Source organism: Sphingomonas sp. GM_Shp_2, assembly GCF_026540875.1.
In the GTDB taxonomy this organism is placed as follows: Bacteria; Pseudomonadota; Alphaproteobacteria; order Sphingomonadales; family Sphingomonadaceae; genus Sphingomonas; species Sphingomonas carotinifaciens.
The window spans coordinates 26,653-48,494 of record NZ_JALNUQ010000027.1; the positions used below are offsets into that span (position 1 = coordinate 26,653).

Annotated in this window: 20 protein-coding genes; 13 read left to right on the forward strand and 7 right to left on the reverse strand. The window is 67.5% G+C overall.

Features of this window, described 5'->3' with window-relative positions:
* Positions 1–231 precede the first annotated feature (231 nt).
* Both OXR08_RS10815 and secG read right to left on the reverse strand, forming a co-directional pair.
* Positions 232–1,881, reverse strand: a complete 1,650-nt coding sequence (locus tag OXR08_RS10815; protein ID WP_267349745.1) for a CTP synthase — start codon at positions 1,879–1,881, stop codon at positions 232–234.
* 110 nt (positions 1,882–1,991) lie between these two features.
* Complete coding sequence (gene secG / locus OXR08_RS10820; protein ID WP_112382732.1) at positions 1,992–2,360, reverse strand: preprotein translocase subunit SecG; 369 nt, start codon at positions 2,358–2,360, stop codon at positions 1,992–1,994.
* 257 nt (positions 2,361–2,617) lie between these two features.
* Between secG and OXR08_RS10825 the strand changes: the two genes are divergently transcribed.
* From OXR08_RS10825 to OXR08_RS10875, 11 genes are all read left to right on the forward strand, one after another.
* Entirely contained in the window at positions 2,618–2,953 is a 336-nt protein-coding gene (locus OXR08_RS10825) for a MarR family transcriptional regulator (RefSeq protein WP_267349748.1), read from the forward strand.
* A complete protein-coding gene (locus OXR08_RS10830) occupies positions 2,898–3,248 on the forward strand; it encodes an SH3 domain-containing protein (protein ID WP_235903816.1) in 351 nt (116 codons plus the stop codon). Before OXR08_RS10825 ends, OXR08_RS10830 begins: the two co-directional genes overlap by 56 nt.
* Positions 3,245–4,156 carry an N-acetyl-gamma-glutamyl-phosphate reductase gene (argC, locus tag OXR08_RS10835; protein ID WP_267349751.1) on the forward strand — a complete coding sequence of 304 codons (912 nt, stop codon included), beginning with the start codon at positions 3,245–3,247 and terminating at the stop codon, positions 4,154–4,156. Before OXR08_RS10830 ends, argC begins: the two co-directional genes overlap by 4 nt.
* Before the next feature lie 9 nt (positions 4,157–4,165).
* Complete coding sequence (zwf, locus tag OXR08_RS10840; RefSeq protein ID WP_267349753.1) at positions 4,166–5,629, forward strand: glucose-6-phosphate dehydrogenase; 1,464 nt, start codon at positions 4,166–4,168, stop codon at positions 5,627–5,629.
* A gap of 52 nt (positions 5,630–5,681) precedes the next feature.
* Complete coding sequence (gene pgl / locus OXR08_RS10845; protein WP_267349755.1) at positions 5,682–6,389, forward strand: 6-phosphogluconolactonase; 708 nt, start codon at positions 5,682–5,684, stop codon at positions 6,387–6,389.
* A complete protein-coding gene (gene edd / locus OXR08_RS10850) occupies positions 6,386–8,206 on the forward strand; it encodes a phosphogluconate dehydratase (RefSeq protein WP_267349757.1) in 1,821 nt (606 codons plus the stop codon). The genes pgl and edd overlap by 4 nt, the downstream gene beginning before the upstream one ends.
* A 77-nt stretch (positions 8,207–8,283) precedes the next feature.
* On the forward strand, positions 8,284–9,252 hold the full coding sequence (gene glk, locus OXR08_RS10855; RefSeq protein ID WP_112382738.1) for a glucokinase: 969 nt from the start codon (positions 8,284–8,286) through the stop codon (positions 9,250–9,252).
* Between the two features lie 26 nt (positions 9,253–9,278).
* Positions 9,279–9,884 (forward strand): bifunctional 4-hydroxy-2-oxoglutarate aldolase/2-dehydro-3-deoxy-phosphogluconate aldolase, encoded by a 606-nt coding sequence (eda, locus tag OXR08_RS10860; RefSeq protein WP_112382739.1) that lies wholly within the window; start codon positions 9,279–9,281, stop codon positions 9,882–9,884.
* 739 nt (positions 9,885–10,623) lie between these two features.
* Positions 10,624–11,874: a lipoprotein-releasing ABC transporter permease subunit gene (locus OXR08_RS10865; protein ID WP_112382740.1), complete on the forward strand. Its 1,251-nt coding sequence runs from the start codon at positions 10,624–10,626 to the stop codon at positions 11,872–11,874.
* Positions 11,867–12,547 carry an ABC transporter ATP-binding protein gene (locus tag OXR08_RS10870; protein WP_267349758.1) on the forward strand — a complete coding sequence of 227 codons (681 nt, stop codon included), beginning with the start codon at positions 11,867–11,869 and terminating at the stop codon, positions 12,545–12,547. The genes OXR08_RS10865 and OXR08_RS10870 overlap by 8 nt, the downstream gene beginning before the upstream one ends.
* Entirely contained in the window at positions 12,538–13,014 is a 477-nt protein-coding gene (locus tag OXR08_RS10875) for a glutathione peroxidase (RefSeq protein ID WP_267349760.1), read from the forward strand. The genes OXR08_RS10870 and OXR08_RS10875 overlap by 10 nt, the downstream gene beginning before the upstream one ends.
* A gap of 37 nt (positions 13,015–13,051) precedes the next feature.
* Here OXR08_RS10875 and OXR08_RS10880 read toward each other — a convergent pair whose 3' ends face one another.
* Complete coding sequence (locus OXR08_RS10880) at positions 13,052–13,627, reverse strand: DUF308 domain-containing protein (RefSeq protein WP_149680732.1); 576 nt, start codon at positions 13,625–13,627, stop codon at positions 13,052–13,054.
* A gap of 94 nt (positions 13,628–13,721) precedes the next feature.
* On the opposite strand from OXR08_RS10880, the gene dnaE reads away from it, so the two are divergent.
* Entirely contained in the window at positions 13,722–17,213 is a 3,492-nt protein-coding gene (gene dnaE, locus OXR08_RS10885; RefSeq protein WP_267349769.1) for a DNA polymerase III subunit alpha, read from the forward strand.
* 266 nt (positions 17,214–17,479) lie between these two features.
* Here dnaE and OXR08_RS10890 read toward each other — a convergent pair whose 3' ends face one another.
* Positions 17,480–18,550 carry a PA0069 family radical SAM protein gene (locus OXR08_RS10890; protein ID WP_267349764.1) on the reverse strand — a complete coding sequence of 357 codons (1,071 nt, stop codon included), beginning with the start codon at positions 18,548–18,550 and terminating at the stop codon, positions 17,480–17,482.
* Between the two features lie 54 nt (positions 18,551–18,604).
* Between OXR08_RS10890 and OXR08_RS10895 the strand changes: the two genes are divergently transcribed.
* Positions 18,605–18,943, forward strand: coding sequence for a VOC family protein (locus OXR08_RS10895; RefSeq protein WP_112382916.1), 339 nt, complete (start codon positions 18,605–18,607; stop codon positions 18,941–18,943).
* A gap of 3 nt (positions 18,944–18,946) precedes the next feature.
* Here OXR08_RS10895 and moaB read toward each other — a convergent pair whose 3' ends face one another.
* From moaB to OXR08_RS10910, 3 genes are all read right to left on the reverse strand, one after another.
* Positions 18,947–19,474, reverse strand: a complete 528-nt coding sequence (gene moaB / locus OXR08_RS10900; RefSeq protein WP_149680730.1) for a molybdenum cofactor biosynthesis protein B — start codon at positions 19,472–19,474, stop codon at positions 18,947–18,949.
* Complete coding sequence (locus OXR08_RS10905) at positions 19,464–21,251, reverse strand: lytic transglycosylase domain-containing protein (RefSeq protein ID WP_267349773.1); 1,788 nt, start codon at positions 21,249–21,251, stop codon at positions 19,464–19,466. The genes moaB and OXR08_RS10905 overlap by 11 nt, the downstream gene beginning before the upstream one ends.
* 38 nt (positions 21,252–21,289) lie before the next feature.
* On the reverse strand, positions 21,290–21,842 hold a 553-nt coding region (locus tag OXR08_RS10910), incomplete at its 5' end, for a uracil-DNA glycosylase (RefSeq protein ID WP_267349766.1).

Here is a 21,842-nt window from a genome sequence, read left to right on the forward strand (position 1 = left end):
AGCTCGGCGCCGACGTCGAACTCCCTTTGATACGGCGCCGCGGGGCGCCCGGGCCGAGAGGTCCGGGCGCTTTGTTTGTTTTGGGCGTTGCGCTGCCGGGCTGCCCCTCACCCCCCATCGCTTTGCGATGGGTCCCTCCAGCATCAGGTCGTCTATGCCCCCGGCATAGACTAAACAGCGCGGGGCGCTGCTTACCTGATGCTCCCCGGAGGGGAGAGGGCTACTTAACAGTCACACTAGCCGGCTTTGCTTCAGCGCGGCGCCGATGAAGCTGGCGAAGAGGGGGTGGGGGTCGAACGGCTTGGACTTCAGTTCCGGATGGAACTGCACGCCGACGAACCAGGGATGGTCGGGCCGCTCGACGATTTCGGGGAGCGTGCCGTCGGGCGACATGCCGGAAAAGACGAGGCCGCTCTTCTCCAGCGCTTCCTTGTAGCCGGTATTCACCTCGTAGCGGTGACGATGGCGCTCGGAGATGTCGTTGCTGCCGTAGATGGAGGCGACAACGCTGTTGCCGGCCAGCTTGGCGTCATAGGCGCCGAGCCGCATCGTGCCGCCCATGTCGCCGCTCGCCTCGCGCTTTTCCAGCCCGGCGCGGCCCATCCATTCGGTGATGAGGCCGACGACCGGCTGTTCGGTCGGGCCGAACTCGGTGGAGGAGGCATCCGCGATGCCGGCAAGGTCGCGCGCGCCCTCGACGCAGGCCATCTGCATGCCGAAGCAGATGCCGAAATAGGGCACGTTGCGCTCACGCGCGAAGCGGACCGCGGCGATCTTGCCCTCGGCACCGCGCTCGCCAAAGGCACCGGGGACGAGGATGGCGTGGCACGGCTCCAGATGCTGGGCGACCTCGCCGTGATCGCCCTCGAACAGCTCGGCGTCGATCCAGCGGATGTTGACCTTCACCTTGTTGGCGATGCCGCCATGGACGAGCGCTTCGTTCAGCGACTTGTAGGCATCCTGCAGGCCGACATATTTGCCGACCACGCCGATGGTCACTTCGCCCTCCGGATTGGTGAGGCGGTCGACGATCTCGGTCCAGCGAGCCAGATCGGGGGCGGCGCCGGGTTCGATCCCGAAGGCGCGCAGCACCTCCGAATCGAGCCCTTCGGCGTGATATTGCAGCGGCACCGCATAGATGCTGGCCGCGTCGAGCGCGGGAATGACCGCGGAGGACGGCACGTTGCAGAACAGCGCGATCTTGGCGCGCTCCGACGGCGGCAGCGGCTTTTCGCAGCGGCAGACCAGCACGTCGGGCGCGACGCCGAGTGCGGCCAGTTCGCGCACCGAATGCTGGGTCGGCTTCGTCTTCAGCTCGCCGGCGGCGGCGATATAGGGGACGAGGGTGACGTGGATCGAGATCGAGCGGCCACGGCCAAGCTCGTTCTTCAGCTGGCGGATCGCCTCGATAAAGGGGAGCGATTCGATGTCGCCGACGGTGCCGCCGATCTCGCACAGCACGAAATCCAGATCCTCGCCGTCATCGTCCAGCGTATCGGCCTGGGCAAACGCCTTGATCGCGTCGGTGACGTGCGGGATGACCTGCACGGTCGCGCCCAGATAGTCGCCGCGACGCTCGCGCTCGATGATCGTCTTGTAAATCCGGCCTGAGGTGACGTTGTCCGACTGACGGCTGGCAACGCCGGTGAAGCGTTCATAGTGGCCGAGATCGAGATCAGTCTCCGCCCCGTCGTCGGTGACGTACACCTCGCCATGCTGATACGGGCTCATCGTGCCCGGATCGACGTTCAGATAAGGGTCGAACTTGCGGATGCGCACGCGGTAGCCGCGTGCCTGAAGAAGAGCCGCAAGAGAGGCCGCCATGAGGCCCTTGCCGAGCGACGAGACCACGCCGCCGGTGATGAAAATATACCGCGCCATGGGAGGAACCGCCTAGCTTGGATGGGGGGTAGACGACAACAGCAAAGATGCACGCCCGCATGGGAATGCGGGCGAGCCGTGCCTGTTATCGTGACGAAAAACGAAAGGCGTCAGCGCGCCAGCGGAACGGCCGAGTTGTCCGCGGGCTGGACGGGCGCCGCCGCATTGTCGGCCGGAACCGGGGCAGGGGCCGTGGCGGGCGCCGTCTGGGTCGCGGGCGGCGTGCGCGCCAGCGAGGTATCGATCTGCGGCGCGGCGCGGGTAGCCGCATAGACCGCGAGCACGATCGAGAAGCCGACGAACAGCGTCGCCAGCACCGCGGTGGCGCGGGTGAGGAAGTCCGCCGCGCCGCGTGCCGACATCAGCCCGGACGGACTGCCGCCCATGCCGAGCCCGCCACCCTCCGACCGCTGCATGAGGATCACCGTGACGAGAGCCGCGGCGATGATAGCGTGGACGACGAGCAGGAAGGCGAACATGGAGGGCTGGATTTCCCGGGCAAAGCTTGTGTGTAACGGCACGCACATAGGCGAGGGGTCGGTGGGGATCAACCGGCGTGCGCCGGACCGATCCGGACCTTTGCGTCACAAACGGTACGCAAACGCAGCGATTCGACGGAAACCTGCCGTGCCAAGCGGCGTTATGACAGCGAAACAACGCCCGGCAAATGCCCGGAACAGCTAGTGGATTCGCGAACGTGGCAGCACCTGTCGAAGCCCAGTCGCTGGCGGTATGGATGACCGCGCTGGTGGACTATGTGCGATCCGGTGAACCGGACCTGACCAATCGACAGATGGCACTGTTGATGGTGGTGTACCTGCGACCCGGCCCGCACACGGTGCGCGGTCTGGCGCGCTGTTTGAACGTGTCGAAGCCGGTGGTGACGCGTGCCTTGAACAGATTGGGCGCCCTCGGCTATCTGCGCCGCCAGCGCGACGACAGCGACAAGCGCAACATCTTCGTCGCACGCACATCTGAAGGGGCGGACTTTCTTGAAGAATTCGGGCATTTCATCGGTGAAGGCGACGCCCCAGCCCGGCACGGCTCCATCCCGCAGGGCGTTCCAGCTTAGCGGGCCGACCGTTCGCCTGGACCCGCGTACCCATGCGGTGCGCGGCGACCTGGCGGACGTGCGCCTGGCCGAATACGTATTCGCCCCCCATTATGCCGCCCCGGTGCTACGCACGCTGCGACAGGCGACGTGCTTGCGTGTCGCACGCGAGAGGACAAGCGAAGTGATGGCCGATCTGGATGCCGGCACCCGTTTCGAGGTGCTGGAAGTGGCCGGCGGCCTGGCCTGGGGTCTGGCGGCCGAGCAGGGGCTGGCGGGCTATGTCGATGCCGACCTGCTGGACGAGGCGGCATGAGCGCGACCGTCTTCATCGATGGTGCGGCCGGCACCACGGGGCTGGAGATCCGCGAGCGGCTGGCGGGGCGCAGCGACCTGTCGGTCGTGACGCTGCCCGAGGAACGGCGCAAGGATGCGGCGGCGCGCGCCGAGGCGCTGAACGATGCCGATTTCGTGATCCTGTGCCTGCCCGACGATGCGGCGCGCGAGGCGGTGTCGCTGATCGCGAACGACCGGACGCGGGTGGTGGATGCCTCCACCGCGCACCGGGTGGCGCCGGACTGGACCTATGGATTTGCCGAACTGGAGCCGGACCAGGCGGAGAAGATCGCGCAGGCGCGGTTCGTGTCCAATCCGGGCTGCTACCCCACCGGGTTCCTGGCGCTGGTGCGGCCGCTGGTGCGGGCCGGGCTGGTGGCGGCCGATGCCGCGCTGTCGATCTATGCCGCGTCCGGCTATTCGGGTGGCGGCAAGGCGATGATCGCCGAATATGAGGCGCCGGGCGCGTCCGCCTTCCGCCCCTATGGCCTGGGGCTGGCGCACAAGCATATTCCGGAGATGCAGGCGCATGCCGGGCTGACCCGCGCGCCGATCTTCGCGCCCGCCGTGGTGCCGACCTATCGCGGCATGGTGGTCGAAGTGCCGCTGTTCCTCCACGCCGACTGGGGCGCGGTGGAGGATGCGCTGGCCAAGGCCTATACCGACAGCGCGCTGGTATCGGTGGCAAGCGGCGATATCGGCGCGATCGGCATCGAGGAAAACGCCGGAACGGACCGGATGACCTTGCGCCTGTGCGGCAATCGCGCCACGGGACAGGCGCGGCTGGTCGCCACGCTCGACAATCTCGGCAAGGGTGCCGGGGGTGCAGCGGTCCAGAACCTCAACATCATGGCCGGGCTCGACCCGGTCGCAGGGCTAGTCCTGTAAGGAGACACCATGACGCGCAACCCCGTGGGCAAGCTTCTGCTGTTCGGTGCGACCGGCGATCTGGCGCAGCGCATGCTGCTGCCGTCGCTGTACGGCCTTCACGCCGATGGGCTGTTGCCCGACGGGTTGACGATCACGGGCACCGCGCGTTCCGATCATGACGATTCCAGCTTCCGCGCCTTTGCCGCGCATGCGCTGGACACGTTCCTGCCCGCCGATCGCAAGGACGAGGGCGCGATCAAGGGTTTCCTGGAGCGGTTGCAATATCAGGCGCTCGACGCATCCTCGCTGGAAGGCTTCCCGACGCTGGCCGAAAAGGTCGGCGACGTGTCGGGCGGCCTTGCCATCTACCTGTCGACCGCGCCGAGCCTGTTCGAATCGACGATCAAAGGCCTGGAGTCGGTCGGATTGGCCGGCAACACGGTGCGGATCGGTCTGGAAAAGCCGCTCGGCTACGATCTTGCGTCGTCCAAGGAGATCAACGACGCGGTCGCCTTCGCCTTTCCGGAGGAGCGGACGTTCCGCATCGACCATTATCTGGGCAAGGAAACGGTCCAGAACATCCTGGCGCTGCGCTTCGGCAATTTCTTCTTCGAGCCGATCTGGAACGCGCATGGCATCGACAATGTGCAGATCACCATCGCCGAGACGGTCGGGCTGGAAGAGCGCGCAGGCTATTACGAAAGCGCGGGCGCGCTGCGCGACATGGTGCAGAACCATATCCTGCAACTGCTCGCGCTGATCGCGATGGAGCCACCGGCGCGGTTCGACGGTACCGCGGTTCGCGACGAAAAGGCCAAGGTCTTCCGCTCGCTGCGCCTGATGGAGCCGCAGGAGGTGCCGCACGTGACCGTCACCGGCCAGTATGGCGACGGCGCGGTGGGCGGCAAGATCGTCAAATCCTATGCCGAGGAACTGGGCAAGCCATCCTCGACGGAGACCTTTGTCGCGATCAAGGCGCATGTCGACAACTGGCGCTGGCAGGGGGTGCCCTTCTACCTGCGTACCGGCAAGCGCATGGCGACGCGGCGCAGCGAGATCGCGATCCAGTTCAAGCCGGTGCCGCATTCGATGTTCGCGGGGCGCGGCGGGCTGCTCCAGCCCAATACGCTGATCATCCGGTTGCAGCCGGAGGAATATATCCAGCTGCTGGTGATGGCCAAGGAACCGGGGCTGGACCGCGACGGCATCCGCCTGCGCGAGGTGCCGCTGAACCTGTCGATGGACGCCGAGTTCGCGGGCAAGCGTCGCCGCATCGCCTATGAACGGTTGCTGCTCGACCTGATCGAGGGCGACCAGACGCTGTTCGTGCGGCGTGACGAGGTGGAGGCGCAGTGGGCCTGGATCGATTCGATCCGCGCCGGCTGGGACGCCAATGCGATGAAGCCGAAAAGCTATGCCAGCGGAAGCTGGGGCCCATCCGCCGCGATCGCGCTGACCGAGCGCGACGGCGTGACGTGGCAGGACGACTGATACGCCGCTGGCCGCACGAGCGGGCCGGCGCGAATGCACAAGGACAGGATATATGACCGAGATCGAATGGTGGGATTATGAGGACGCGGCCGAGATGGCCGATGCCCTTGCCGGCGATATCCAGTTCATCATCGAGGCGGCGATCGATGCGCGCGGCGCGGCGGTGATCGCGCTGGCCGGCGGCAAGACGCCGCTGCCGATCTATGAAAAGCTGGTCAAGGCCAAGCTGGACTGGAAGCGGGTGACGATCCTGCCGACCGACGAGCGCATCGTGCCACTGGGCGACCCGCTGTCGAACGTCACCGCGCTGGGCAAGACCTTCATCCCCAAGGGCGCGCGGGTGATCCCGATCGTGCCGGCGGCGACCGAGGACTACAAGGCCGCGGGCCGGTCGGCGGACGCGCTGTGCCAGGATCTGCACTGGCCGCTGGACCTCTGCCTGCTGGGCGTGGGCGGCGACGGGCATACCGCCTCGATCTTCCCCGGCCCTGATTTCGACGAGGCGCTGAACGGCCCCAAGGAGCGCCGCGCGCTGGGCGTGATGCCTGAACCGCTGCCGCCCGAGGCGCCGGTCGCGCGCGTGACGCTGAGCCGCGCCGGCATCGCATCGGCGCGCGCGCTGATGATCGCGATTTCGGGCAAGGCGAAGAAGAAGGTGCTGGAGGACGCGATCAAGCAGGGTGCGTCGTCCGCCTATCCGATCGGCCGGGTGCTGGCCGAGGTGGAACTGCCCGTCGATATCCATTGGAGCGAACAGTGACGCTGAACGCTGCCGTTTCCGCGGTCACCGACCGCATCATCGAACGGTCGCGGCCGGGGCGTCAGGCCTATCTGGACCTGATCGCGCGCGAGGCGGCGACGGCGATCCGGCGACCGAACCTGGGCTGCGCCAATCTGGCGCATGCCTATGCCGGGACGGATGAAGACCGCGAGGCGATGAAGGCCGATCGCGGCATGAACATCGGCATCGTCACCGCCTATAACGACATGCTGTCCGCGCATGCCGTCTATTACCGCTATCCGGAACTGATGAAGGTCTGGGCACGCGAGGTGGGGGCGACCGCGCAGGTGGCGGGCGGCGTGCCCGCGATGTGCGACGGCGTGACGCAGGGCTATGCCGGCATGGAGCTGTCGCTGTTCAGCCGCGACACCATCGCCCTCGCGACCGCGGTGGCGCTGAGCCACGGGACGTTCGAAGGGGCAGCACTTCTCGGCATCTGCGACAAAATCGTACCTGGCCTGCTGATGGGTGCGCTGCGCTTCGGGCATCTGCCGATGATCCTGATCCCCGGCGGGCCGATGGCGACGGGCCTTGCCAACAAGCAGAAGGCGGCGGTGCGCGAAGCCTATGCGGAAGGCAAGGCGACGCGCGAGGAACTGCTCGACGCCGAAATCGCCGCCTATCACGGCAAGGGCACCTGCACCTTTTACGGCACGGCAAACACCAACCAGATGATGATGGAGGTGATGGGCCTGCACATGCCGGGCGCCGCCTTCGTCAATCCGGGCACCAAGCTGCGCCAGGAACTGACCCGCGCCGCCGTCCACCGGCTGGCGGGGATCGGGCATCGCGGCGAGAACTGGCGCCCGCTGGGCCACTGCGTCGATGAAAAGGCGATCGTCAACGCAGCGGTCGGCCTGCTCGCGACGGGCGGATCGACCAACCATCTGCTGCACCTGCCCGCCATCGCGCGCGCGGCGGGGATCGTGATCGACTGGGAGGATTTCGACCGGTTGTCGGCCAGCGTGCCGCTGATCGCGCGGGTCTATCCCAACGGCTCTGCCGACGTGAACGGGTTCGAGGCGGCGGGCGGCATGCCGTTCGTGATCCGCGAACTGCTGGGCGCAGGGCTGCTCCACGGCGATATCATGACCGTGGCGGGCGAGGACCTGTCGGCCTATGCGAACCGGCCCGTGCTGGACGCGGCGGACGCGCTGGCCTGGGAGCCGGTGGGGGAGAGCGGGGACGAGAGCATTCTGAGGACGGCGGCGGCGCCGTTTTCGGCGGATGGGGGGATGCGTATCCTGTCCGGCAATATCGGGCGGGCGTGCATCAAGGTGTCGGCGGTCGAGTGCGAGCGCTGGGTGGTCGAGGCGCCGGCGCGGGTGTTCACCGACCAGGCGGACGTGCTGGCGGCGTTCAAGGCGGGCGAACTGGAGCGGGACGTGGTGGTCGTCATGCGCTTCCAGGGCCCCCGGGCCAACGGCATGCCCGAGCTGCACAAGCTGACCCCGCCGCTGGGCGTGTTGCAGAATCGCGGGTTCCGGGTGGCGCTGGTCACCGATGGCCGCATGTCGGGCGCGAGCGGCAAGGTGCCGTGCGCGATCCATCTGAGCCCGGAAGCGCTGGGCGGTGGGCCGATCGGCCGTATCCGCGACGGCGACATCATCCGGCTGGATGCGGTGGCCGGCACGCTGGACGCGCTGGTCGACCCCGCCGAATGGGAAGCACGGCCGCTAGCCGACGCACCGCCCGCCGCGAGCGGCATGGGTCGCGAACTGTTCGGCCTGTTCCGCGGTCTGGCGGACGAGGCGGAAAAGGGCGCGTCCGCCGTGCTGGCCGGCGCGGGGCTGTAAGAGAAGGACCGCATGCAGGCCGCCGCCCGGTCGTGGCGGGCGGCATGCGTGCGGTGGCGAGCAGGGGAAGAGGATCAATGGAAGTCGTAGCCGTCGATATCGGAGGCACCCACGCCCGCTTCGCCATTGCCGAGGTGGAAGGGGGCCGCGTCGTCAGACTGGGCGAGGTCAGCACGCAGAAGACGGCCGAGCATGCCTCGCTGCAGACCGCGTGGCAGGCATTCGAGGCCGAGGTCGGCCGGGCGCTGCCGAGAGCGGCGGCGCTGGCCATCGCATCGCCGATCACCGGCGACGTGATCCGCCTGACCAACAATCCCTGGGTGATTCGCCCGTCGCTGATCCCCGAGCGGCTGGGCGCCGACATATATACCGTCATCAACGATTTCGGTGCGGTCGGCCATGCGGTCGCGCAGGTGTCCGACGAGCATTTCCTGCACCTGTGCGGGCCAGACGAGCCGCTTCCCGCCACCGGCATCACCACGGTATGCGGCCCCGGCACCGGACTGGGCGTGGCGCAGGTGTTCAAGACGGGCGGCTATTACCATGTGCTGGAAACCGAGGGCGGCCACATGGATTATTCGCCGCTGGACGGCATCGAGGATGCGTTCCTGCGCCGGCTGCGTCGCACCTTTACCCGCGTGTCCGCCGAGCGCATCTGCTCTGGCCCCGGGATCGTCGCGATCTACGAGACGCTGGCGGAGATGGAGGGGCGCGCCGTGCCCAGCCGCGACGACAAGGCAATCTGGACCGAGGCGCTGGAGGGCACCGATTCGATCGCGCTGGCCGCGCTCGACCGCTTCTGCCTCGCACTGGGTGCAGTGGCGGGCGACTTCGCGCTGGTGCAGGGCGCCAAGGGCGTGGTGATCGCCGGCGGGCTGGGATTCCGCATCAAGGACAAGCTGATCCGCTCCGGCTTCGACCAGCGCTTCGTCGCCAAGGGCCGCTTCCAGTCGATGATGGCGAAGCTGCCCGTCAAGCTCATCACCCATCCGCAGCCCGGACTGTTCGGCGCCGCCGCGGCGTTCGCGCAGCAGCATACCGCCTGATTTCCGATCCACGGGGAACCGATCCAATGACCGATATCGCCACCATCATGCAGACCAGCGCCGTCATCCCGGTGCTGGTGATCGAGGATGCCGCCACCGCGAAACCGCTGGCCGAGGCGCTGGTCGCCGGCGGCCTGCGCGTCCTGGAAGTGACGCTGCGTACGCCGGCGGCGCTGGAGGCGATGGCCGAGATGAAAAAGGTGCCCGGCGCGATCGTCGGTGCAGGCACGGTCGTGAACGAGCAGCAGTTGCGCGACGTTGCGGACGCAGGGGCCGAGTTCATCGTGTCGCCCGGCCTGACCGACCGGCTGGGCCGCGCGGTGATCGACAGCGGCATCGCCTATCTGCCTGGAATTGCCACCGCAGGCGACATCATGCGCGGGCTGGACCTGGGGCTGACCCATTTCAAGTTCTTTCCGGCCGAGACGAGCGGCGGGCTGAAGGCGCTGAAGGCGCTGGCGGCACCCTTCTATCAGGCGCGCTTCTGCCCGACCGGCGGGATCACCGAGGCGTCGGCGCCCGACTGGCTGGCGTTCAAGCCGGTGCTGTGCGTCGGCGGAAGCTGGGTAACCGGCGGGTCGATGGCGGATGTTGAGGCAAAGGCGCGGGCGGCCGCGGGTTTGCGGGGGTAGGGGGCGCTTTCCCTCTCCCCCCCGGGGGAGCGGGAGCGTGAGGGGTAGGCCGGCAGTTCTGCGCTGCTTGGCAGCCCCTCACCCTCCCCACGGCTTCGCCGTGGGTCCCCTCCAGCATCAGGTCGTCCATGCCCCCGGCATGGACTAAGTAGCGCGGGGCGCTGCTTACCTGATGCTCCCCGAAGGGGAGAGGGCGCTGGATCGCGCGTCGTTTCCTGACCTCGGTGCCACGCACGCAAGATCATAAACCACATCAATCAGCCACCTGCCGTTCATCTTCGCTGCGCTAGGTAAAAATCCCGTCCAGGGCGCCGGAGTCGGCGGTGGGAACGGCAGTCTGGAAGCTCCCCGTATCCCATGTCGGCTTCGGCGGCATTCCGGCGGAAACAATTCCGGTTCCGCGTGGTTCTGCTGCACGGCATGTTGCCGAAAAAGCAAACGCCCGGACCGTTGCCGATCCGGGCGCCTGCGTGACGATCGCTCGTCAGCCCCCTTGTCCCGCTCTCGCTCCAGCCCCTTGAAAGGCGGGCGGAAGAGCATTCCCCGAACCACGGCCGTTGCCTGTGTCTCAAGTGAGTTCTTGCTAGGTAAGCCACCGGGCTTTGTCACGCGTCATCAAGACGAGCTTACACGATTGGCCGGGCGCTGTGACTTGCGCGCAACATCGCGCGCCATTGCCAGCCCGGCAGGTGCCGCCTAGAGCCTGTATCATGCATTCCAAGGATCGATCGACCCGCCCATGATCCTCTCTCGCTACGAACGGATGATCGCCCGGCGCTACCTGCTGCCGGGCAAGGGGGAAGCCTTTATCTTCCTGGTCGCGTCGATCAGCCTGGTCGCGGTGATGCTGGGCGTCGCCGCGCTCGTCATCGTGATGAGCGTGATGAACGGGTTCCGCGCCGAACTGTTCGACAAGATCGTCGGCCTGAACGGCCATGCGGTGGTGCAGGGCATCGGCGGGCGCCTGCCCGACTGGCAGGACATCGTGCGCGATGCGAAGCGGACGCCGGGCGTGACCAGCGCGGTGCCGCTGATCGAGCAGCCGTTGATGTCCAGTTATAACGGCCGCGTCGAGGCCGTGCTGGTGCGCGGCATGCGCGTCGCCGACATTCGCGGCAACAGTGCCATCGGGTCCAAGATCGTGATGGGTAACCTGTCCAGCGTCACGCCGGGCAGCAATCGGATTGCGATCGGCAGCCGCCTGGCCGAGGCGCTGGGCGCGACGGTGGGATCGGACATCTCGCTGATCAGTCCGCAGGGGCAGACCACGCCGTTCGGCACGATGCCGCGCATCATGAGCTACAAGGTCGGCGCCATCTTCGAGATCGGGGTGTACGATTACGACAAGGCGTATGTCATCATGCCGATCGAGGATGCGCAGACCCTGTTGCTGATGGGTGACGCGGTCGGCATGATCGAGTTGCAGACGGTGAATGCCGACCGGGTCGGGGAGATATTGGCGCCGCTGGCCGACAGGATGGGCGGGCGCGCGGTGATCGCCGACTGGCGGACGATGAACGCGCAATTGTTCGAGGCGCTGGCGGTGGAGCGGGTGGCGATGTTCACCGTGCTGTCGATCATCATCCTGGTGGCGGTGTTCAACATCCTGTCCTCGCTGATCATGCTGGTGCGCGCCAAGACGCGGGACATCGCGATCCTGCGCACCATGGGCGCGACGCGCGGCGGGCTGATGCGCATCTTCATGGTGGTGGGCACCACCATCGGCGCGCTGGGCACGGTGGCGGGCCTGATCCTGGGTGCGATCTTCCTGTTCTATCGGCAGGGGGTGGTGAACATCGTGCAACTCGTCACCGGTCAGAATCTGTGGGACCCGTCGATCCGCTACCTGACCGAATTACCGTCCAAGACCGATCCGGTGGAGGTGGTGGTGATCACGGCGATGGCCCTGATCTTCTCCTTCCTCGCCACGCTCTACCCGGCCTGGAAGGCGGCGAGCACGGATCCCGTACAGGTGCTGCGCTATGAGTGAACCCGTTCTCCAGACCACCGATCTGGCGCGCAGCTTCACGCAGGGTGGGCAGACGATCGACGTGCTGCGCGGCGTGAACCTGTCGATCGCGCCAGGCGAGATCGTCGCGCTGCTCGGGCCGTCCGGATCGGGCAAGTCGACGCTGTTGCAGGCGGTGGGGCTGCTGGAAGGCGGCTTTTCCGGATCGATCCGTATCGCCGGCGAAGAGGTGGCGAAGCTGGACGCGCACGGCCGCACGATCACGCGGCGTGACCGGCTGGGCTTCGTCTATCAATTCCACCATTTGTTGCCCGACTTCAACGCGATCGAGAATGTCGTGCTGCCGCAACTGGTGCATGGGGCGGAGACGGTGCCGGCGCAGGAGCGGGCGACGGCGTTGCTGACCGCGCTGGGGTTGGGGCATCGGCTGACGCACCGGCCGAGCCAGTTGTCGGGGGGCGAGCAGCAGCGGGTCGCGGTGGCGCGGGCGCTGGCCAACCGGCCGGCGCTGGTGCTGGCGGACGAGCCGACGGGCAATCTGGACGAGCATACTTCGCAGGTGGTGCTGGCCGAATTCCTGCGGCTGGTGCGGGGCGAGGGTTCGGCGGCGCTGGTGGCCACGCATAACGAACGGCTGGCATTGAAGATGGACCGCGTCGTGCGGCTGCATGAGGGGATGCTGGAATGCGCGTAACCGATCTGTCCGTGAAGGCAGCGGGCGGTGGCATGGTGTCGCTGTCCGACCATGCGGGGCAGGTGCTGCTGATCGTCAACACCGCGTCCAGATGCGGGTTCACGCCGCAATATGAGGGGCTGGAGGCGCTGCACCGCCGCTATGGGGCGCGAGGATTCTCGGTGCTGGGCTTCCCGTGCAACCAGTTCGGCGCGCAGGAGCCGGGCGATGCGGCGGAGATCGCGAACTTCTGTTCGACCAGCTACGACGTGACGTTTCCGGTGTTTGCCAAGATCGACGTGAACGGGGCGGATGCGGACCCGCTGTTCGTGCTGTTGAAGGACGAGGCGCCGGGGCTGTTGGGATCGAAGGCGGTGAAGTGGAACTTCACGAAGTTCCTCGTCGACCGCGAGGGGCGCGTGGTGCGACGCTATGCGCCGACGACGAAGCCGGAGGAACTGGCGGCGGATATCGAAGGATTGTTGTAAAGCCAGCCCTCTCCCCCGGGGGGAGAGGGCTTATGGATCAGAGCGCGAAGGCGTCTGCGCCCTTTTTGTGGTTCAGGGCCGAGACGATGGCGGTGATGCCGCCGAACAGGAAGCTGAGGCCGAGGATATAGCCCGGCAGGGTCAGTGCGCTCCACGGCAGCGTCGCCAGCACCACCAGGGCAAGCACGATGTTGAGTGCGCCGAGCGCAAACATTGCGCCGCGCCCGCGTCGCATGCGGCGGCCCCAGACGATCTCCAATATGCCGCGAAGACCCAGCCAGACGGCGACGAGGAGCGTCAGCGACAATGCGCCGGTCGCCGGCTCGAACGCCATGATGAGGCCGATGAACAGCGACAACAGGCCGAAACCGATCGCATAGCCGCGCCCCTCATGCCCCTGGCCGAAGATGCCGGCGCCGATCGAGACGATGCCGGCGGCGATAAAGCACGCGCCGATCACCAGCGTCGCGGCAAGCGTGGCCGAAAAGGGCCAGGCGAATGCGGCGACGCCGATCGCCGCGGACAGGATGCCATAGCCCAATATCCAGCCCCAGCCGGACCCGACCCTGGGGGTGCCGATGGACATTTGCGGATCCTGGGAGGCGTCGGTCATGCGGGCTTTCTTCCTGTGATTCACGATCGCAACGGGTCGATCGGACGAGGGTTCCGTGCTGGTCGAATCATGCGGGTCGGGCTATGGGGATGCGATGCATTCCGGCTATGTCCCGCTCCGCATCTTTTCCTCCTTCACGATGCTCGACGGGGCGATGGACCCCAAGGCGATCGCCGCGCAGGCGAAGACGCAAGGGTTTCCCGCCGCCGGGCTGACCGATCGTAACGGCCTGTATGCCGCGATGGCGTTTTCGGACGCGGCCAAGAAGGCGGGCGTGCAGCCGGTGGTCGGCACGATGCTGGGTCTTGCCCGGCCGGACATGCCCGAGGGCGTGCCGCCGGTGCTGGACTGGATCGCGCTCTATGCGCAGAACGAACGCGGCTACGACAATCTGTGCGCGCTGGTGTCGGCGGCCCATCTGGAACGGCCGATCGAGCTGCCGGCGCATGTCTGCTTCGAGACGCTGGCGCGGCATTGCGACGGGCTAGTGGCATTGACCGCGGGCGGGGAGGGCGGACTGGCGCGGCTGTTCGCGGAGGATCAGCCGGCACGTGCGGGCATCTATGCGGACCGTTTGCAGGCGCTGTTCGGCGACCGGCTGTTCGTGGAGCTGTGCCGGCGCGACGATCCGGTCGAGATGGCGGCCGAGCAGGCGCTGATCGACCTGGCCTATGACCGGAACCTGCCGCTGGTCGCGACGAACCCGTGCTGCTTCACCGACTCCGCCTTCGGCGATGCGCATGACGCGATGCTGTGCATCGCCAATTCCACCTATGTGGAAAGCGAGGACCGGCCGCGTAGCTGTCCGGAGGCATGGCTGAAGCCGGCGGCGCAGATGAAGGCGCTGTTCGCCGACCTGCCCGAGGCGATCGACAACACGCTGATCGTGGCGCAGCGCTGCGCGGTGATGGCGCCGTGGCGGAAACCCATCCTGCCCAGCCTGGCGGGCGACCGTGACGGCGAGGCGGAGATGTTGCGTCGCGACGCGCGGGCCGGGCTGGAGGCGCGGCTCGACCGCATTGCCGAGCTGGAGGGCGAGGGGGCGCCGGGCTGGCGCGAGGCGTATCACGAGCGCCTGACCTTCGAGGTCGACATCATCATCCAGATGGGCTTTCCCGGCTATTTCCTGATCGTTGCGGACTTCATCAAATGGGCGAAGGATCATGATATTCCGGTGGGGCCGGGGCGTGGTTCGGGCGCGGGTTCGGTCGTCGCCTGGGCGCTGACGATCACCGACCTCGATCCGCTGAAGCTGGGCCTGCTGTTCGAACGCTTCCTGAACCCGGAACGCGTGTCGATGCCCGATTTCGACATCGACTTCTGCGAAACGCGGCGCGGCGAGGTGATCCGCTACGTACAGGAGAAATACGGTCGCGATCAGGTGGCGCAGATCATCACCTTCGGTAAGCTGAAGGCGCGCGCGGTGTTGAAAGACACGGGCCGCGTGCTGCAGATGAGCTATGGCCAGGTCGACCGGCTGGCCAAGCTGGTGCCCAACCACCCGACCGATCCCTGGGACCTGAAGCGCGCGCTGAACGGCGTGCCCGAGCTTGCCAAGGAATATGCCAACGACAACCAGGTCCGGCGCCTGCTGGACCTGGCGACGAAGCTGGAGGGCCTGCCGCGCCACTCGTCGACGCATGCCGCTGGCGTGGTGATCGGCGACCGGCCGCTGGCGCAACTGGTGCCCCTCTACCGCGATCCGCGATCCGACATGCCGGTGACGCAGTTCGACATGAAATATGTCGAGGGCGCCGGACTGGTGAAGTTCGACTTCCTCGGCCTGAAAACGCTGTCCGTGCTGCAAAAGGCGGTGAAACTGCTGAACAAGCGCGGGGTCGAGATCGATCTTGCCGCGCTGCCCTGGGATGACGAGGCGACCTACGGCCTGCTCCAGAAGGGCGACACGGTGGGCGTGTTCCAGCTGGAATCGGAAGGCATGCGCCGGACGCTGTCCGCGGTCCGGCCGACTAATTTCGGCGACATCATCGCGCTCGTCTCGCTCTACCGGCCGGGGCCGATGGACAATATCCCCTCGTTCGGGCGACGCAAGCAGGGCACGGAAGAGATCGTCTATCCGCATGCGCTGCTGGAGCCGATCCTGGCGGAGACCTACGGCATCTTCGTGTACCAGGAACAGGTGATGCAGGCCGCGCAGATCCTGGCGGGATATTCGCTGGGCGGCGCCGACCTGCTGCGCCGCGCAATGGGCAAGAAGATCAAGGCGGAGATGGACGCGCAGCGCGCGACCTTTGTCGAGGGATGCCTGAGCGCCAACGGCATCCCGAAGGCCAAGGCGAACGAGCTGTTCGACTTGATCGACAAGTTCGCCGGATATGGCTTCAACAAGAGCCACGCCGCCGCCTATGCGCTGCTCGCCTACCAGACGGCGTGGCTGAAGGCGCATCATCCCCACGAATTCTACGCCGCGTCGATGTGCTACGACATGGCGCTGACCGACAAGCTGGCGATCTTTGTCGACGATGCGCGCCGCATGGGCGTGACCATGCTGCCGCCGTGCATTCATGCCAGTCAGGCCGAGTTCGATGTCGAGGTGCATGGCGAGGGACTGGCCGTCCGCTATGCGCTGGGCGCGCTAAAGTCGGTCGGCGAGGGGGCGATGGAGAAGCTGGTCGCCGAGCGCGTCGCGGGCGGTGCCTTCACCACGCTGGATGCACTGGCGACCCGGGTCGACCCGCGCCTGATCAACAAGCGGCAGTTGGAGACGCTGGCGGCGGCAGGCGCGTTCGACGGGGTGGAGGCGAACCGCGCCGGTGTGCATGCGGTGGCCGAGACGATCCTGGCGATCGCGGCGCGCACCCATGCCGGGCGGACGAGCGGGCAGGGTGGCCTGTTCGGCGACGGGCCGCAGGCGGGCGATGCGATCAAGCTGCCGGCGAATGCGCGGTGGAGCCTGTCGGAAAAGATGGAGCAGGAGAAGGAGGCGTTCGGCTTCTATTTCTCCGCGCATCCCGTCGACCGGCACGCGCATATCGCGCGGATGCACGGCGCGCGCAGCTATACCGCGCTGTCGGAACTGGTGATCCCGGACGACGGTACGCGTGCGGGCGCGACGATGGCGCTGTTGATCGAGGATGCGCGGTGGCGGACCTCGGCGCGAGGCAAGCGCTATATGATGGCGCAGGTATCCGATGCGACGGGGCAGTTCCTGGCGACGTGTTTCGACGATGCGGTGGCCAAGGATCTGGAGGATGCGGCGCGGGTCGGCGGATGCGGGCTGGTCACCGTGGAGTTGGACCGCCGGTCGGGCGAGGAGGCGCCGCGGGTCAGCATCAAGCGTATTCAGCCGTTCGAGAATCTGGCGTCGCAGGCGCGGTTCGTGCTGGAGGTGGCGATCCGCGATGCAGCGGCGTTCCGCCCGCTCGCCGCGTTGCTGTCCGAACATCGCGGCGCCAAGGGGGAAGTCCGCGCGCGGCTGACGCTTCCCGGCGGGGGCGAGGCGATGGTGATGCTCGGGCGCGACTTCCTGCTCGACGCTGAACTGGCCGAGCATGTCGAAACCCTGCCGGGGGTGACGGGGGTGGAGATGAAGAACTCCGACGCGCGATTGGCGCTGGTGGGGTGATATAGGGGCGGCCAAAGCTGCGCAGCACTGCTGGTCTGCCCCTCACCCTCCCCACGGCTGCGCCGTGGGTCCCTCTCTCCCGGAGGGGAGAGGGATTGTATGGATTACTTGCTTTCGCCTTCGGGCTCTTCGGCGTTGTTGCCGTAGCCGGCACCCGATTCCTGCTCGGTGGGGGCGTCGTCTTGCTGCGGTTCCTGCTCGGGGTCGATCATCGTTCGTCTCCTTCGTAGGTTCAACGGCTGGGATGGCCGCGCGATCCTTTGAGGTCAGAACAACTCGCCCTGCGCCCCGGCCGGCTTGCGGAACAGATCAGTGCGTAAGGTAATACGCTCACGGTTGAGGCCGTGGCGGCGGCAGGCGATGTGGAAGCGGGTGCGCAGCAGGTCGGCCCAAGGGCCGCTGCCCTTCATGCGGTTGAAGAAGTCCGGATCATTGTCGCGCCCGCCGCGCATCGCCTGGATCGTCGCCATCACCTTGCCGGCGCGGTCGGGGAAATGCGCGTCGAGCCAGGCGCGGAACAGCGGCGCGACCTCGTGGGGCAGGCGGACGGGAATGAAGAAGGCGTTGCGGGCGCCGGCCTGCGCGGCGCGTTCGATCAGATGCTCCATTTCATGGTCCGTGATCGCCGGGATGACGGGGGCGATCGAGACATAGACGGGCACGCCGGCATCGGCGAGGCGGCGGACCGCCGCAAGACGGCGTTCGGGATGCGGCGCGCGCGGCTCGATGGTGCCGGCGATCTTCGGGTCGAGCGAGGTGATCGACATACACACCGCCGCAAGCCCGTCAGCCGCCATGGGGCCGAGCAGATCGAGGTCGCGGACGACGCGATCGGACTTGGTGGTGATGGTCAGCGGGTGGCGGGTTTCCGCCAGTATTTCGATCACGCTGCGGGTGATGCGCCAGTCGAACTCGATGGGTTGATAGGGGTCGGTGTTGGTGCCGAGCGCCATGGGGGCGGGGGTGTAGGCCGGCCGGGCGAGTTCGGTGCGGAGCAGGGTGGCGGCGTCGGGTTTGGCGAAGAGGCGGCTTTCGAAGTCGAGGCCGGGGGACAGGTCGTGAAAGGCGTGGGTGGGGCGGGCGAAGCAGTAGATGCAGCCATGTTCGCAGCCGCGATACGGGTTGATCGAGCGGTCGAAGGGGACGTCGGGAGAGGCGTTGCGAGCGATGATCGTGCGGGGGCGTTCGACCGTCACCGTGGTGCGCAGTCGCGGGGCCTCGCCGTCGATCGCCTCGCGCGCGTCGAGCCAGTCACCATCGGCTTCATGGCCGGGCAGGTTGAAGCGGGTGCTGGCCGCGTTCATCGTGGCGCCGCGCTGGGGGCGAGTCTTTGCCATTGCGCGATGCTATCGGGCGTGTCAGAACATAGCAAGAACAAGGGAGGCGACGAGATGGCGCGGTTGAACTATCTGGAACTGCCGGTGCGCGACCGGGAGGCGGCGAAGCGTTTCTATGCGCAGGCGTTCGGCTGGGACTTCAGCGATTTCGGGCCGAGCTATGCGGCGACGATGTCGGGCGATACCGATATCGGGCTGGATGCCGACCGCGACGCGGTGCGCCAGCCGCTGCCGGTGATCGAGGTGGCGGACCTGGAGGCGGCGCTGGCCGCCGTGGCCGGGGCGGGGGGCACGATCAGCGTGCCGATCTTCGCCTTTCCCGGTGGGCGGCGATTTCATTTCCGCGACATGGACGGGCATGAACTGGCCGCGATGCAGCCGGATGCCGGGTGAGGCTCAACGCTCCTGAAGGCGGGGCATCAGTTCCACGAAGTTGCAGGGGCGGTGGCGGCTGTCGAGCTGATCCTTGAGGATGCCGTTCCAGGCGTCCTTCACCGCGCCGGTGGAGCCGGGCAGGGCAAAGATATAGGTGCCGCGGGTGACGCAGGCGCAGGCGCGCGACTGGACCGTGGAGGTGCCGATCGTCTGGTAGCTGAGCCAGCGGAAGAGTTCGCCGAAGCCGGGGATCATCTTGTCGGCGACGCGCTCCACCGCCTCCGGTGTGACGTCGCGGCCGGTGACGCCGGTGCCGCCGGTGGTCAGGATGCAATCGACCTCGGGATCGTCGATCCAGGCGTGCAGGCGCGCGACGATCTGTTCCGCCTCGTCGCGGATGATCGCGCGGTCGGCGAGTTCGTGACCCGCGCCGGTCAACAGGCCGACGAGCGTGTCGCCGGAGCGGTCCTCGGCCAGGCTGCGGGTGTCGGAGACGGTGAGAACGGCGATGCGGACCGGGCGGAAGGTGCGGGTGGGATCAATCGGCACGCGTCACCGTGGTCGATTGCGGACTGACCGCCGCCTGTACCGCGATGGCGGTGGTGGCGTCGGCGGTGGCGCGCGGATTGGGCTTTGCGTTCATGCGGACCGCAGCGGCGCCCGGCAGGCCGGGGAAGCGCGGCCACATGCCCTGCGCCAGTGCGGTGCGGCTGGGCGACCTGGCCTTGCCCGCCTGCCCCTCGTACATCCAGTAGTTGCGCAGCACCGTGGTGACGTAGCCGCGCGTTTCCCAATAGGGGATGCTTTCGATGTAGAGCAGCGGATCGCCGCCGTCATGCACGATGCTGTTCCATTCGCCGACCGGCTTGGGGCCGGCATTATAGGCCGCGATCACCTTGGGCAGCAGGCCGCCGGTGATGCCCGCCATGTCGCGCAGCCTCTCCAGATGGCGCTGGCCGACATCCATGTTGGTGGACGGCTTGGTCAGTGCGGACTTGTCGATGGAAACGCCGCGTTCACGCGCGAAGTCGGTCGCGGCGGCGGGCATGATCTGCATCAGGCCATAGGCGCCGGCGGGGCTCACCACCTTGTTGCGGAAACCCGATTCCTGAAGCGTGTGGGCATAGACCAGCGCCTTGTCGACGCGCCAGCCGCTGTCCGGCGTCCAGTTCGGGGTGGGGTAGCGTGCCTCGGCGGTGGCGGTGACGCCGGCCGGGCAGTTATGCGCCAGCCAGACGGTGGTCGCCGGGAGGTCGAGCGATTCGGCCAGGCGAACGAGGCTGCGGAATTCGGCGGGGGCACCGATGCGCGCCTGTTGGCGGATCACGGTATCGGCCAGCTCGCTCTCGCCGATTTCCGCCAGCGCGGCGGCGACACGGATGTTGGGGCGCCGGTCGAGCGCGGCCCAGTCGGTGGCGACCAATTGCCCGCCGGGCTGGGCCTGCGTCTTCAGGCCGAGCGCCTGTCGGGCAAGCTGACCATAGAAGCTTTCGCCGAACTGCGCGGCAGCCTTCAGCCGGCCCTCGATCTTGTCGGGGCGGCCGCACACCATGTCGGCACGCGATGCCCAGTAGAGCGCGGCGGCGCGCAGATCGACGTCAGGTGCGCGGGCGGCAACCCCCTCGAACCCGTTCTCGGCTGCGGCGCAGTCGCCCTGACGCCAGGCGGACAGCGCGCCGGCCCAGCGGCCTTGGATCGCCCATTCGCCGCTGCCCACGGCCGCCTTGGCGGCCATGGCGCGGGCGTTGGTGTCGTCGCCGCCGAGGAAATACATCCAGGCGACCCGCTGCTGCCATTCGGTCTGCGCTTCGGGCGTGAGGCCGCTGGTGGATTCGAGCAGCGCCTGTGCCGGTGCACCCTGGTCCGCCTTTACATAAGGCTGCATCTGTACCGCGAGGGTGGCGGCGATTTCGTCGCTTTTCACGCTCTTGGCACGGGCGCGGCGGGGCGCGCCGTCGCGCCAGATCAGCGTCTGGGTTTCGGGAAGCGGGGGAAGTTCGCTCGCGCCGCGCGACTTGGCGAGGCGGGCGAGCTGCTCGGCCTGGGGCAGCTCGGGCGCTTCGTTCAGGACGGCGAGCAGCTTGTCGAGATCAACGCGCGGCGATCCCTTGGCGGTGTAGAGCTCGGCGCGAGCGATGGCGTGGAGCGGACCCGGCTTCAGCGCGTCGAGCTGCAGCTGGGCATCGGTCCAGCGGCCGTCGCGGATCGCGCCGAAGATGGCGCGGTAACCGACCTGTTGCGCGTCGTCGAGCAGCGTGGGGATGCGCGGGGTCTTGGCGGTGGTTGCGCTATTGGCCGGTTCGGCGGTGGCCGCCGCCGCGGCCATGGCGGCCGCCAGTGCGCATGCGATCGCCAGCGTGCGCGTCATGCCCCGATATCCTTCATCAGCAACTGCAAATCCCTCCAGGCCTCCGCCTTCGCCACCGGCTTTTCCAACAGGAACCTTGGGTGGAAGCTTGCCACCACACCGGTATCCTGCTCGCCGGTCGACCCCTCGGTGCCGGTTCTATGGTTAAGCCGGTGCAAAATCCCGCGCGCCTGACCCATTTCGGTCCCAAGGATGGCACGGCTCGCCGCATTGCCGAGCAGCAGCAGCCTTTTGGGCGCGACCAGCCCGACATGGTGGCGGGAGACTTCGCCCAGCCGGGTTTCCAGTTCGCGCGGCATGCGGCCGGCGGCGGGGCGGCGCGCACAGACCGCGGCGATGTGCACCGTGTCGCGCGACAGGCCGATCGCGGCAAGCATCCGGTCGAACAGGCGACCGGGCGCCCCGGACAGCAATTGCCCCGCCTGTCCGTCGTCGCGGTCCGGGCAGTCGACCAAGATCATCACGGCCGCATCCGCCGGACCGCTGGCGGCGAGCGAAATGCCGGTCCAGCCCTGCTCCGGCGCCTCCGGCCCCATGCGCCAGGTGGCG